The 12,898-nt window shown below is 60.9% G+C and carries 17 protein-coding genes and 2 pseudogenes; 4 read left to right on the plus strand and 15 right to left on the minus strand.

Annotated elements, in window-relative coordinates:
* Both YH62_RS30860 and YH62_RS23990 read left to right on the plus strand, forming a co-directional pair.
* Window positions 1-179, plus strand: a pseudogene (locus YH62_RS30860) (nucleotidyltransferase); the annotation flags it as partial.
* Window positions 180-277: 98 nt separating this feature from the next.
* Window positions 278-739, plus strand: coding sequence for a hypothetical protein (locus YH62_RS23990; protein ID WP_046796835.1), 462 nt, complete (start codon window positions 278-280; stop codon window positions 737-739).
* An 89-nt stretch (window positions 740-828) separates the two neighbouring features.
* Here the strand turns inward: YH62_RS23990 and YH62_RS23995 are convergent, their stop codons facing one another.
* From YH62_RS23995 to YH62_RS24055, 13 genes are read right to left on the minus strand one after another with little or no spacing between them, the layout of a single operon-like run.
* Entirely contained in the window at window positions 829-2,397 is a 1,569-nt protein-coding gene (locus tag YH62_RS23995; RefSeq protein WP_046796836.1) for a hypothetical protein, read from the minus strand.
* Window positions 2,394-3,221: a type III secretion system export apparatus subunit SctT gene (sctT, locus tag YH62_RS24000; protein ID WP_046796837.1), complete on the minus strand. Its 828-nt coding sequence runs from the start codon at window positions 3,219-3,221 to the stop codon at window positions 2,394-2,396. Before sctT ends, YH62_RS23995 begins: the two co-directional genes overlap by 4 nt.
* A 4-nt stretch (window positions 3,222-3,225) precedes the next feature.
* Window positions 3,226-3,495, minus strand: a complete 270-nt coding sequence (locus YH62_RS24005) for a flagellar biosynthetic protein FliQ (RefSeq protein ID WP_046796838.1) — start codon at window positions 3,493-3,495, stop codon at window positions 3,226-3,228.
* Between the two features lie 3 nt (window positions 3,496-3,498).
* Window positions 3,499-4,155, minus strand: a complete 657-nt coding sequence (sctR, locus tag YH62_RS24010; RefSeq protein ID WP_046796839.1) for a type III secretion system export apparatus subunit SctR — start codon at window positions 4,153-4,155, stop codon at window positions 3,499-3,501.
* A gap of 14 nt (window positions 4,156-4,169) precedes the next feature.
* Window positions 4,170-5,135: a FliM/FliN family flagellar motor switch protein gene (locus YH62_RS24015; RefSeq protein ID WP_245282176.1), complete on the minus strand. Its 966-nt coding sequence runs from the start codon at window positions 5,133-5,135 to the stop codon at window positions 4,170-4,172.
* 53 nt (window positions 5,136-5,188) lie between these two features.
* A complete protein-coding gene (locus YH62_RS30295; RefSeq protein WP_137326546.1) occupies window positions 5,189-5,674 on the minus strand; it encodes a hypothetical protein in 486 nt (161 codons plus the stop codon).
* Window positions 5,671-6,999, minus strand: coding sequence for a type III secretion system ATPase SctN (gene sctN / locus YH62_RS24025; protein ID WP_170986279.1), 1,329 nt, complete (start codon window positions 6,997-6,999; stop codon window positions 5,671-5,673). The genes YH62_RS30295 and sctN overlap by 4 nt, the downstream gene beginning before the upstream one ends.
* A gap of 5 nt (window positions 7,000-7,004) precedes the next feature.
* On the minus strand, window positions 7,005-7,595 hold the full coding sequence (sctL, locus tag YH62_RS30560) for a type III secretion system stator protein SctL (protein WP_046796843.1): 591 nt from the start codon (window positions 7,593-7,595) through the stop codon (window positions 7,005-7,007).
* On the minus strand, window positions 7,592-8,179 hold the full coding sequence (locus YH62_RS30565; protein WP_046796844.1) for a hypothetical protein: 588 nt from the start codon (window positions 8,177-8,179) through the stop codon (window positions 7,592-7,594). Before YH62_RS30565 ends, sctL begins: the two co-directional genes overlap by 4 nt.
* The gene (gene sctJ, locus YH62_RS24040) at window positions 8,176-9,000 is read right to left on the minus strand and encodes a type III secretion inner membrane ring lipoprotein SctJ (protein ID WP_082118483.1); all 825 of its coding nucleotides are present in this window, start codon (window positions 8,998-9,000) and stop codon (window positions 8,176-8,178) included. The genes YH62_RS30565 and sctJ overlap by 4 nt, the downstream gene beginning before the upstream one ends.
* Window positions 9,000-9,452, minus strand: a complete 453-nt coding sequence (locus YH62_RS24045; protein ID WP_046796845.1) for a hypothetical protein — start codon at window positions 9,450-9,452, stop codon at window positions 9,000-9,002. The genes sctJ and YH62_RS24045 overlap by 1 nt, the downstream gene beginning before the upstream one ends.
* A gap of 38 nt (window positions 9,453-9,490) precedes the next feature.
* The gene (locus YH62_RS24050; protein ID WP_046796846.1) at window positions 9,491-9,706 is read right to left on the minus strand and encodes a hypothetical protein; all 216 of its coding nucleotides are present in this window, start codon (window positions 9,704-9,706) and stop codon (window positions 9,491-9,493) included.
* Window positions 9,707-9,760: 54 nt separating this feature from the next.
* On the minus strand, window positions 9,761-10,378 hold the full coding sequence (locus tag YH62_RS24055) for a secretin N-terminal domain-containing protein (protein ID WP_046796969.1): 618 nt from the start codon (window positions 10,376-10,378) through the stop codon (window positions 9,761-9,763).
* A 382-nt stretch (window positions 10,379-10,760) separates the two neighbouring features.
* On the opposite strand from YH62_RS24055, the gene YH62_RS24060 reads away from it, so the two are divergent.
* The gene (locus tag YH62_RS24060; protein ID WP_046796847.1) at window positions 10,761-10,988 is read left to right on the plus strand and encodes a hypothetical protein; all 228 of its coding nucleotides are present in this window, start codon (window positions 10,761-10,763) and stop codon (window positions 10,986-10,988) included.
* A 344-nt stretch (window positions 10,989-11,332) separates the two neighbouring features.
* On the opposite strand, the gene YH62_RS30300 is transcribed toward YH62_RS24060, so the two are convergent.
* Window positions 11,333-11,602, minus strand: coding sequence for a hypothetical protein (locus YH62_RS30300; RefSeq protein WP_137326547.1), 270 nt, complete (start codon window positions 11,600-11,602; stop codon window positions 11,333-11,335).
* Window positions 11,603-12,192: 590 nt separating this feature from the next.
* Here YH62_RS30300 and YH62_RS24070 point away from each other — a divergent pair.
* Window positions 12,193-12,420 carry a hypothetical protein gene (locus tag YH62_RS24070; RefSeq protein ID WP_046796849.1) on the plus strand — a complete coding sequence of 76 codons (228 nt, stop codon included), beginning with the start codon at window positions 12,193-12,195 and terminating at the stop codon, window positions 12,418-12,420.
* A 33-nt stretch (window positions 12,421-12,453) separates the two neighbouring features.
* Here YH62_RS24070 and YH62_RS29670 read toward each other — a convergent pair.
* Window positions 12,454-12,718, minus strand: a pseudogene (locus YH62_RS29670) (transposase domain-containing protein); the annotation flags it as partial.
* Between the last annotated feature and the right edge of the window lie 180 nt (window positions 12,719-12,898).

The following is a 12,898-nucleotide window of genomic DNA, read 5'->3' on the forward strand; positions in this document are numbered from 1 at the left end:
GCTTCACCGCCTGGTACAACATCCTCAACGAGGCCTATGTGAAGGCGCGCTATTCAAAGCATTTCGAGATCACCGAGGAAGCACTCGCCTGGCTTCTCGAACGGACGGAACACCTCCACAGCCTTGTCGAGATGGTCTGCAAGGAGCGGCTGGCGGAATTGGAGCAGAAAAACGCGTGAGCTGATGTCTTCGTCGCCGGGAATTCCATTCGCTTCATACGGGCGTCACGCGGGTGGTTAATAGATGCTGACGGTTCAAAAAGCCGAGGAAGTATCCGATGTCCATCACATTCCCCGCCGGCATTACGCCTCCGACCCAAACCTCCAGTGCTTCGTCGTTCGAGCAGAAGCTGAACGCCGCGAAATCCAGCCAGGTTCTGGTGGAATATTTGAAAGAGAACGGAAAGTCCGCGATCAATGCGCGTGAACTCTCCGAGCTTGCGAACAACGCCAATGGCGGCGTTCCTTCCGATGTTTCGGCAGCAGCCGCCTACATGGTGCGCCATGAAGACGTCTTTGCCTCGATCGAGACCCACGACGTTGCCGGGGAGGATGGTCTTTCTGGCGTTTGGAATTTCGAATGGGCAGCTGCGGGCGGCCTTGAGGGCTCGTCCATCGAAGCCATTGCCGCCATGAGCGATGCTTTCGATCGCGCCATCAACGCCTCGGCGAAGATCACCGAGATCACCACCGAGAGCAAGACGGAACTCGACGCGACCAAACAGCGCGCGCAGAACTGATCTATCCAAAAACGGAACGCCGGCAATGCACGAAGACCCTGCCGGCGACCCGTTCATGGACATGCCATTTCCCTTTGCGGCTATGCCGCCTAGATCTGCATGTCAGGATCGTCGAAGCCAACGATATCAGGCGTCGCGGCGACGACGTATTGCCCGTTCAAGAAAGCTAGAAGACGCTGGAATGCGCGGCCTTGCGCTTCCATCCGCGTGAAGCTTTCGAGGGCCGTCCAGTTCGCGCCCAGCATAAGCGCGTTCTGACTAAGCTGGCTGAGATCGGCCAGGAAGGCGGCGCGCGGCGCATCGAATCCGACATCCGTCAATGTCAGCCGCATCATCTCCAGCGAGGGCCCCGGTTCTTCGCCGCTTGCAGCCAGCGAAATCTGCCGAATGTCTTTGAGTGCCGCATTGCTTCCGGCGATCGATGCAAAGACGCTCCGGCTGGCCAGAAAGCGGTCATGCACATCGCGCAGTTTGCCGTCGAAGGAATAGGCAGCAAGATCGCGAATGGCGCGAAAAGCTTCCAGCCCTGTGTGTTCGAGACGCTCCAGCCGCGGTTCCAGATTGTCCAGAAAAGCCGACTGCCCCTTGAGGAAATCGATGAGCGCCTGGATCGCCTCCTCCTCGCCCTCTCCCCGCCACTTTATCCATTCGATGCAAAGCGGGCCGGCATGCCGCAACAGGTCGGAATAGGCTTCGTCGATACGCTCGCCGAGCCGGACGAAGCCGGCGAGAAGAAGCGTCAGCAGCGCCTTCGCGCGCGATGGATTTTTGTCGCGATGGGCGAGTTGCGCCGCAATCGCCAGCGCCAGCTTCGCACCCGCACCGATGCCGATCGCCTGGGCAAGGCCTGAAAAGATAGTGTTGTCGTTCGGGGTCGCCGGCGCCAGGATGACGGCGCTGATATCCTGCATCAGGCGGGTCGCCGCTGGATTGCGAGGGTCCTTGTCGATGGCGGCCGCGACTTGGGCGAGAGCCAGCGCGGTGCGCACCTCGCGCTGCCTCTCATCGATCCTGCCGCCGCGATCCTCGCCGCGGACCACCTGTTCGAAAATCGTCGCGACAAGTCCGGCTGCCCTGTCGAGCAATGCCGAGACCTGTTCAGGAGAAAGCGAGCGTACGGCCGCATGCAGCTTCTGCGCTGCGACGAAAGAACCCGATGCTGCGAGACTGTACTCGATGCCGGATGCAGCAGCTGCAATCGCCTGTCCTGATCCGGAGGGGGAAGACACAGGCGACGGCGAGCCAGGATAGGATATGGTCTGCCATTCGGCGGCGGCATTCGATGCGGCAGTCATACGCATCTCCGCTGCCGGAGCGACCCGTGCCGGCGCGGCGAAGTCGCCCTGACCTTTGTCATCACGATCTTCCGTCCCGCCTACCTGAGCCGGCCTGCCGGCATCGTCGATCAGGTTTTCAAACGTTAGCGGCGCGGGGTCGATCACGTCGGGCTTCGATGGCTGGACCCGTGCCAATGCATCTGCGACGACCGATGTCGTCAGCGCCGTGCCGGACAGCTTTTGTCTGGCATCCGCCCCCAGCGATCCCTGTTCCTTCTCCAGGTCCTCGATCTCGGTCCAGTTCTTTTTAGCGGCGCTGTCTAAAAAGGCGTCGCTCAGGCCTGCCAGACCGTCGAGCAAGGGAAGCACCGGATTGTTCATGACGCACCCTCTCCATTCGTCACGAAGCTGCGCAGGATGTCGAACGTGCCGCGCAGCGCCCCCAGCTGGTCGAGCAGCAGCGGTACCAGGAAGATAAGGTATAATACCATCAGAAATGCGAAGAGCAGGTTTTTCACCGCCAGCGACAGATCGAAGACGTGGAGCTGCGATGCCATGCGCGACAGAAAGGCCATCATGATGTCAACGATCAGAATGGCGATCACCAGCGGCGCGATGATGATGACGCCAATTTGCATGATACGATCCAGGACACGCAGGATCCCCGTAAATGCCTCTGCGTTCAGAACGGGGGCGAAATTCGCCGCCGGCCAGAGCTGATAACTTCGGTAAAAACCATCGAGCAGCAGCATGAATCCGCCCGACATGAAGAAGAGCGCCAGCAGCGTAACGGTCAGCAGCGTCGCCGTGACGGAGGATTCGCCGGCCGCCAGCGGATCGACGAGCTGCGACATCGTCGATCCGCGCTGCAGGTCGATCAGGTCACCCGCCACTTCGGCCGCCCAGAAGGGAATGCCGAAGGCAAGTCCGATCAAGGCGCCCACCACCATTTCCTTGATGAGGAGGCCGGCAAGATCAAAACTCGTCGGCTGGCCAGTCACGGCAAGCTGCTGAAAGATCGGAAAGATCATCGGCAAGGAGATGGCGACGGCCACCGCGGAACGGATCATCCCCGTCAGGCCGAGCCGCATGAATGCCGGCGTCAGCATGATCATGCCGAGCGCGCGTGCGACGGCGATCGAAGCGGCGACGAGCACCGGATAGGCAAATTCGGTGATCGCTGCCGTGATCGCCGCGAGGTTCATCGGCCTACCGTGTCAGCGACGCGAAGCTGTCGAGCGATTGGCTCGCCAGCGCTGCGACCTGGACGGCAAGAAGCGGCCCCGCGAAAATGAGAACCAGCATGACGGCGACCAGCTTTACCGCCTGCGGCAATGTCTGGTCCTGGATTTGCGTCAGCGCCTGAATAAGGCCGACGCTGATGCCGATGATGATCGCCACACCGAGTGCCGGCGCCGAGACGATCAGTACCGTCACCAGCGCGCGGTTCATTTCGTTGAGAAAGACCTCCTGGCCCATCCGCTATCCTCCATAACTCAGGATCAGCCCGTGCATCAGACGCGACCAGCCTTCCACCGCCACGAAGAGGAAAATCTTCAAGGGAATGGAGATCAGCGTTGGTGAGACCATCATCATGCCCATGGCCATCAACACGTTGGCGACGATCAGGTCGATCACCAGGAACGGGATGTAGAGAAGGAAGCCGATCTCGAAGGCGCGCGTCAGTTCGGATGCGACGAAGGCCGGGATCAGCACCACGAGATCGTCGTCGCGAAGCGCGGCGCGAGCTTCCGGCGACCACACACTCTCCGTCGCCTCGATGAAGAACTGGCGCTCGCGCTCATTTGCAAAGCGCTTGAGATATTCGCGCAAGGGCTCGGCCAGCGTTTCTCCTACACTGCGCAGCCCCTCGACGGTTTGGATATCCATCGGCCGGCTTTCGGCCGCCCGGTACATATTGCCAACCAGCGGCGTCGTCACATAGACCGTCAGGATGAGCGCGATGCCGTAGAGGACAAGGTTCGGCGGCGATTGCTGAATTCCGAGCGCATTGCGGATGAGGAAGAGCACGACGGAAATCTTCAGGAAGCCCGTCATTGTTACCACCGCCAGCGGCAGGAGACCAATCGTCGAAACGACGATGATGATGGCGATCAGGTTCGGCTGGAATTCTGTCATGATGTCTGGCTGCTTTATACCGGGGTCGCGGGCAGAAGATGAAGGATGCGCACACCCATGCCGGCGCCGATCATGACGAGCTCGCCGCGCCCGATACGCCGGCCATCGACGACGATGTCGACGCCTGTTTCATCGAAATAGGAAAGCGGCAACGGCTGACGCAACTTCAGCGCATCGATTTCGCCGAGCGTCATCGTCGTCCGTGCGAATTCAGCGACCATATGCAGGATGTGCGTACCGTTCCGATTGTCGCGAAGATCCGGCAGCGAGCCGACCATGGCGCGGCGGCTCTTCGGATAGAAAGGCCCATCCAGCTCGGCGCAATCCGACTGGCGCCGCACGGGGGCAATCAGCTTTCCATCCAAGACCACGACTGTCCGATGGGTTGCGAGCATGACGATATCGCCGGGCCGCAGGCTCTCCAATTCGTCGAGAGTCAGATCCTGCGATCCGGCCTCGATGACGAGCTCAACCGTGAGCCCGGAAAGGTCCGCCGGTTCGGACGGCTGGACGCGGTCGAGAAAATCAGCCCAGATCTCGGCGAGCTGAGGCGGCAATTCCAGACGCAGCGGAAGCGACCGCTCGTCGGCGACGAAGGCCAGATCCAGCGTATGCGGCAAATCCGCGTCGCCACCTTCGCCGAACCGGATGTCTTCGCTAAGCCGGCTTTCCAGCAGGTGCAGAAGATCGAGGGCCGCCAGCTCCAGAAGCAGGGCACGCTGTGGCGGCTCCTCGTCGATCAGCACACCTTTGAGCCCAAGCGGCTGCTGCAGCCATTCGATCAATGCCGCCGACAGGTGCAGGCGGCAATCATCGGCGCCCACACGGACCGGGACAGCCACGGCATCTTCGCCCGAAAACACCTCGCCGATATGGAGGCTGACTTTCCTCTCGCCGAGCACACATGCGATCGGCGTGCGCCGACGCGACAGGCGCTCCTGAAGGCCGGCTGGCGGCAGTTCGGGCGGCGACGCAAGCATGTTCACGACACTCGCTCCACCGCATCCGATTCCGAAATGGGCGCCCGTATCTCTCAGCATGATAGTCGTGCCCGATCTGCACTCATTTCTTCCGCTTCCTGCTCCGCCAAGGCGTCGATCCGCGCCCGGTCCGAATGGCGCAGCCGACTTTCCGCCTCGGCCAGCTTGTCGCGCTCGAACAGGCGCCGGCGCCACTCGGCTTGGGCCGCGGAAAGCTGCCGCTCGCGGTCACCAAGCGCCTCAGCGGCTTTATTCCGCTTGTCGATCAGCGCATCGCGCCGCTGATCGGAGGCGCGCAACAGGTCATGCGTTCGGCCGAGTTCGTTTTCGGAGAGAGGCCGCATATGCATGGCCTCGAAAAACCGCCGCTCCTGTTGATCGGTCTCAAGGTCATGGGCGTCAATTGCCGCTTCGGCCTCCGACATGGCACGGGATGCCTCCTGAAGTCGGGCCGCAGCGATCGATACCGCAGCTTTCGCACGTTCTTCGCGGAGAGACCGCAGCGCCAGAAGCTGCGGTAGATCCGATGTTGCACTCATGCGACGATCTCTTTCATCCGTTCGACCGTCGTCCGAATATCGCAGATCTCGTCAGAGGGCTGGCGCAGAAAGGTTTCGATCGCATCGTGGCGGGCCACAGCCAAATCCGCGCGCGCGTCGCTGCCTGCCTTGTATTCGCCGACGCGCAATAGCAGCTCGATGTCACGATAGGCCGCCATGTTTTCGCGAATGGTGCCGGCAAGGTCGCGATGCTCGGCGGAAACGATGCCGTTCATCAGACGGCTTCGGCTTTTCAGCACGTCGATCGCCGGAAAATGATTGCGCTGGGCAAGCTCACCCGACAGCACGATATGGCCGTCGAGGATCGCCTTGGTTTCCTCCGCCACCGGATCGAGGCCGTCTTCGCCCTCGGTCAGCACGGTATAGAGCGCCGTGATGGACCCGCCCTTCCCCGGCCCGGCCCTTTCGAGGAGGCGCGGCAGGGCGGCGAAGAAGGACGGCGGAAAGCCGCGCCGGGTCGGCGGCTCGCCGGCCGCAAGCCCGATCTCGCGCTGTGCACGGGCAAAGCGCGTCACCGAATCCATCAGGAGCAAGACGTTGCGACCACGATCGCGAAAATATTCGGCGATCGTGGTCGCGACATAGGCGGCCTTGACGCGCTCGATGGCCGGGCGATCCGACGTCGCCACCACGGTGACGGCTTTTTTGCGCGCCCGCGCACTCAGTTGCACATCGACGAATTCCCGCACTTCGCGGCCGCGTTCGCCGATCAGGCCAACGACGATCACGTCCGCCTCGGTGCCGGCGACGATCGAGGCAAGGAGTGACGACTTTCCCACCCCCGGCTCGCCGAAAATGCCGACGCGCTGACCGCGGGCTACGGTCATCAACCCATCGATCGCACGCACGCCAAGGCGCAATGGATGCTCGATGATGTCACGCTCCAGCGCATGCGGCGGATCGGCCTGTACGGGATAGGTCTCCGTCGTGGCCGGAATCGGCGAACCGGCATCGAGCGCACGCCCGAGCGGATCGATCACCCGCCCCAGCAGAGCCTCGCCGACCGGCACCCGCAAGGCCCGCCCGGTCGGGATGACTTCGGCACGCGCGGACATTCCCTCCAGATCCCCGATCGGAGAAAGCACCGCACGCTCGTCCTCGAAGCCTATGACTTCGGCCGGTACCTGCCGCCCGGTCACCGGATCGCGCAGATGGCAGAGCTCGCCGATACGCGCTTGCGGCAGACTGGCATGAACGATGACGCCGCGGATCTCGCGAACCCGGCCGCGCGTCGGGCGCGTATCGACGGAGGACACCGCCAGCGACAGACGCGGCAGAATGGAATCGAGATCGGAGCGGCGCATCTGGTTCATGCGCCGCTCCTGCCCTGTTCGCTCATGGCGGCGCGGATCGCATCGAGTTGCGCATCGATACCGACATCAATGCTCGTCGCAGGCGTCGTCACCATGCATTGCCGCGCCGAAAGATGCCGGTCGGCAGAGATACGAATGGTCATACCCGTCGGGCCAATCGCAGCCAGATGCTGCTGCACGTCGCCCACCAGCTCGGGCGCGACATTCACGACGACGGCATTTTCCTCGCGTAGGGCTTCCAGCGCCTGGCGCGCCGCACGCGCGACAAGTTCGGCGTCGCCGATCGTGCCGATCACCCGTTCGACGATCTCCATGGCCAGCGCCGCCACCATCGGCTCGACCGATGCGAGATAGCGTTCGACATCCGCCTGGGTGCACATGAGGAGGGCCGCGGCTTCTGCCTCGCCGGACTTGCGTCCTTCCTGACGTCCCGTTTCACGCGCCTTGGCAACTTCGTCTTCGGCGGTCGAACGAATGGCCGCAGCCTCGGCCTTTGCCCGCTCCAGGAACGCGAACCCGTCAATCCAACTGGCTGCGTCCTCCGCCCGGATGATACGAGCGAGCGGCCGGTTCGGCATTTCCGTCATGCGCCAAGGCCCGCAACGGACGCTAGGCGTCGCAGAATAACCGGCCCCCGTTCGATAACATAGGCATCGTCGGTCGACGGTACGGCGTGGTCGTTCGGCCATTTCAGGCATACCCGCCGCGACAATGGCGCCGGCAAAGCCGCAATCCAGGCGGCAAGGCACGCTTCGCCATCGAGGCTCACGGCAGCTTCCAATCCGTCGAGATCGATCGCCGGCGGTCGATTGCCCGCAAGGTCCACATGCCGGCGGGCGTCTTCGAGCGCGCCTGGGCCGAATCGTTCGGCCAGGGCGGCCAGCACCGGCCCCCGGATTTCCCGAAGAAATTCTCGGGCGCGAAGAATGACGCCCGCACGCACGGCGAGCCGTTCGAGTTCGTCGCGCGAAAGAGCGACAAGGCCCTGATCTTCTGGTGCACCGCTGCCTTCGTCCATCTCGGTCAGATCGTAATGTCGGTGCAGCACGCCGGCGAGGCGCCCCGCGAAACGTGGCTCGGCCGTCAGTCTTTTCGGCAGGCCGGTGGCGCCGACCGTGCGAAAACAGGCCGCCATACGATCCGGATGCAGATCTGCCGGCATCTCGCTCATCGGTAGCTCTCCAGCTCATAGGTGCGATGACCGCGCTGGCGCCAGATTACCGCTGCCAGCGCGCCGGCGAGCGCGACCACGAGGAAGGCGAGGCCGCCAATGATCCACATCGCGCGGGATACGCTGGTTTCCAGCATCCAGAGGCCGAGGAAGGCGACCATCGGTTGCGTGGCCGAAGCCGGCTGCGTGACAGGTGCGGCCACAGGCACGACCGAGACCTTGTCATAGGAAAGGCCGGCGATACCATTGGCGACCAGCGTCTTGATCTGTGGAATGAGCGGATCGATCTTCAGGCCAGACTCATGTCGGATGAAGACCGAAGCGGAGGACGGCGAAGCTTCGCGGCGCAGCGGATCATTGTCCGGCAGCACGATATGGATGCGTGCGGAGAGAACGCCATCAATCTCCGAAACCGTCTTCGAAAGTTCTTCCGACAGCGCATAGAGCATCTTGGCGCGCTCCTGCATCGGCGAGGCGACCAAGCCCTCCTGCTGGAAGACTTCGCCCATGGTAGCAAATGCCTGCTTCGGCAGGCCGGCATCTTCGAGCACGCGTACCGCCTCGGAGAAGCGGTCGCGATCGACGACCACCTTCATGCGGCCGTCCTCCTGCAGCATGCGGCTCGCCGGAATGCCGTTCCGCTGCAGGGTTGCGATCATGGAATTAGCTTCGCGCTCGGCAAGATTTGTATAGAGATCCTCCTGGCAGCCGGATAGAACCAGCGCACACAGGATAAGCGCCGCGCCCGCGAGCTTGCGCAATGGCGCAAGCACCAAGGGTGCGGCCAGGGAGGTAGTTAGCCCCGAAATACGCGCGTTCATCACTGGCCGCGCAACAGAGTATTCGCTGCGCCCGATACCTGGGTCGTACCGCGCACCACGAGCTGCGTCTCGATCGAATGATCGAACATCATGCTGAGCGACTGGATGACTTTGTCCATCTGGCTTTGGTCGACCGGGATTGCCGAATTCCGCGTCTGCGGAAGATCGGCCAAACCAGCGCCCTTCGAGCCGGCGCTGACGAGCTCTCCGCCCGTCGCCTGCGGCGTGCGCTGCGTCAGACTGCTCGCACGCTCGGCAAAGCTGCCGCTGCGCTCGAAAAAGCCCTTGAGGTTCTGCAGCATTTCCTGGCCGAGCTGCGCCGGTCCAGCACCTTCCGGCAGAGCTTTGGCTTGGGCTGCGACGTGTTCGAACAGGTTCTGGGTCGCCTGCGGCAGCACATCCTGTACTGCTGTCGGCTGCTGCACGCTCGCAGCCACGATCGGTGTCGTCATGACTTTCCCTCCAAAAGGAGCACCTAGTTCTCAGACGATTATTCGTCGGACATCGCTTCGTTGAGAATGTCGTTGGCGCGCGGCATGATGATCATCTGGCCACCGATGGTGATGGCGCCCTCGATCATCATCTCTTCCATCTCGGGCGTCATCTCGCCGCTCTGCGCGTTGTTCAGGGCCGCATCAAAAGCGGCTTCGCCGTTGGTCGTCGAAAACGAACCGGAATCCACTCCGGAAACAGGGGTCATTGCCATGCGTTGCTCCTCTTTTTTAGGCTAGGTGACAAGCGAAAGCGCCTTCCACCCGTCTCAAGGTCGAGCCGCCCGCGCCTTGCGGGCAGCATTCTCACGATCCGAACCGGACTGGTCGGCCTCTGTCGGCCCGGTCGAGACGACTTCCGTCATCACGCCGCCGCGAAACACACGCACGCGCGGATCGTCACCGGAAACGACCGGTTCGGGCTGCATGCGCTCCACGAGCTGTCCGACGACATTGATGTAAGCAGGTGGTCCTGACACTGTTATGACATTTCCGTTGCGCGCCGCGCGGAGCGAGAAACGTTCATCAGCCAGACCCAGTTCGCGCATCTCGCTCGCCACCGCCTCGCCGCGCAGGCGACCGGCATCGAGAACGCGCGTCACGAATTCCTTGTCCGCGCTGACATGCAGCACGGAACCGTCGAAATACCAGGTCAGGCCATTGGCGCCGGCCAGGCGCTCCATGAAATCGCCGGCCGTCCTGGCCTCGATTCGTCCGCGGACACGGCCGTTGACGGCATCGGACAGCACCACGGGCAGGCCAAGGTTGCGTCCGAACTCGGTGAGTGCGACCCGCACGTCCTGATCGAGAACGACGTAATTATAGGGGGAATTGAACCATGCCGGCGCAGCATTGGCCGGGGCGGCAAAGCCGGCAAAAGCAATCATCGCGCTTGCGGCAAGATACAGCCTTGCGCCCGAAAAAACGGGCTTGGCCCGCCAGGAAACGGCAGCGGTCGTCTTCCACACGGAAAAAGGCGAGAACCAAAACCCCATGCTTAAAGGCTAGCGGATCGAACCGCCCGAATGAACCGGCCAATATGAAATTTTGATGAAATTTCACCCTCTCCGGAGACCTTAAAACGCTGGAGCGAGCCCAAGCTTTGGGTACGGCACTTTTCTGACAAGAGCGAGACCCGCACCTGAACCGCGACGGTTGCCCTCTAAAGAAGCTCAGCACGGACAGCCGCCTATGCCATGTCGGCTACAAGCGCACTTCCGATAGTGCTAAGCTGTTTATATGCAGTCTTATGAGGGAGGCAGTCGGGCGATGAGCTGGAAGTCGAAAGTGATTGGGTGCTTTGGGAATGTGGACTCTTCTTCTCGCACTCTTGATGAAGGAAACGCGCGAGATCTCATTCTCGAAGCCAAGATCGCAGGAGCGAGTTTCGAGGAACTCGAACGAGAAATGGTTTGGAACCTATATCGTAAGGGCGCCACACGCGAACAGATGGATAAGCAGATCGATCACGCCCGCCGGCTCTGGTCTCCTTCGTGAGCGGCGAGAGCAGGCTAGCTTTAATCATCGACGAGCATCGCAAGTTTGCTGTGGTCCGATGCGCGCTTCCAGCAAAGCAAAATGATAAAGAGAACGGATCCGCAGATCATCCATGGGACGTGGAGATCGATCCGCGGTGCCGTCGAACTTCCTTACGAGCTCGACGAACGTCATCATCACGTTGCCTAATTGCTCGTCACCGCGAGAAGCTATCGATCCGCGCCCGCCACAGCTCCAAGATTGAAGGCCATGTTCGAAAGCTTGAGCCTTGTGTTCGAGCGCAGCTATCCTGGACCGCGGTCCGCAGCTCCCTGGAGTGCTCCCCTTTCATCGTGCCTGTCAGCTCAACGCAGCACGTTGCCAGCTTGATCTATGTACAAGACGACCGATTTCATTGCCGAAAGATGGCCATAGCTTCCACGACCGCTTACGGAGTGCCTACCGAAATGCTCGTCGATCACGTCCAACTGCTTCAGCCGATCGAGCCAGATCAATTGGAGATGTTGCAAAGAGTATTCGATCGCGCGTGTGAAGCCAAACTTGCCAGCAAGCGCACAGTCGAAGCCACCGAATTGGCCGCCCAGATCATTAGCTTCTATCAGCATGGCGTTCATGGAGAGCATCAGCTCTACGTATTGGTCGCAGGAGACTGATCGACGGAGCCGTCTTTTGGATTCGTCGGATCGAACAATGCAGCCTCAGGTTTATTCCCCACCATTAAAAGTATGTGTCTGACTGTCCTGGATGAAGGCGTGAAGGTTACTTCTTTCATAGCTTTGCCATGCCATTGGCCAGTGTTTGATAGGTGTCGTCCTCCTTGCAGCCTGATACCTACGATCCAAAGGAGTAACGAGGCGGCTCGTTTCCACTATTTTGAGGGATTGTCGCGATTCTATTTCTGGGAGAGCATGCCATTGCCGTTCCCAAACCCTAACCCGAGCGGCGAGAGGGGTCCGAATCCTGCTTCGCAGCTTGGTCGGGCCTCTTTTTATATGTGTTGGTTCAGACGTCGGTGCATAGCAGTATCCTATAGAATGTAAGGAAACACACGGTGTCCTGCCGCCAAGGCGTTGACCAACAGCCACAACAGGTCAGTTTGGTAGACACATGCTCCTCGCGGAGCGAATTGCCTTGGTTTTACCTTCCTGCGGACATCAGCGCTTCTTATCGGCGTGCGAATCTGAGAGCTGAAAAGGAGGCGATCATGCCGGAAATGACAGCCGAAGACATGCTGAACGATGCCGTGATCGGCCAGGTTTTGCGAGCCGATGGAATCGATCCACGCTGGTTTGCAGCGTTTTTAGAGGTTTCAGCAACCCGATACCTATCAGGATTGGGGCGTGCCTTCGAGCTGCCTGCTCTGAACGAGGCCATTGTCGATGATGTTGTTTTGCCCCAGGTGTGCAATGCACAATATGGCTGCCCCCACTAAAGAGTATAAACACCACAGCTGATATCGAATGCGCTAAAGGTGGGATCGGAGGAGACGGAAGTTCTGACGGCAATCATCGAGGTACGGACAGGTGACCGGCATGTCGGCGATGCTTGCGAGAACGTCGACAAGCCATGCCCGCGGATCGATGTCGTTGAGCGTTGCCGTCATGATCAACGTGACCATGAACGCGGCACGGCCAGCGCCGCGATCCGATTAGGCTTCTTGCCGGGCGCGAGCCCTGCATCGCTCGCTCAGCAGCATTATTCGTCAGACAAAACCTGCCGACCTCCAAAAAAATATCGCATAAACCCGGGAGCAACCGTTGCAGTCGATTTGACGGCTGGGTTGAACGAGTAAAAGCGTTGGTTATATTCGTCCGATGCCCCTTCAGACCTGCGAGCTTTTACCATCATCCTGGTTTTCGCGGCAATGGTATGCGGCCTCGTTTTCGCCATTTCCGCGTGGATGACCGATT

Source organism: Rhizobium sp. LC145 (genome assembly GCF_001005825.1).
Classification (GTDB): Bacteria; Pseudomonadota; Alphaproteobacteria; order Rhizobiales; family Rhizobiaceae; genus Neorhizobium.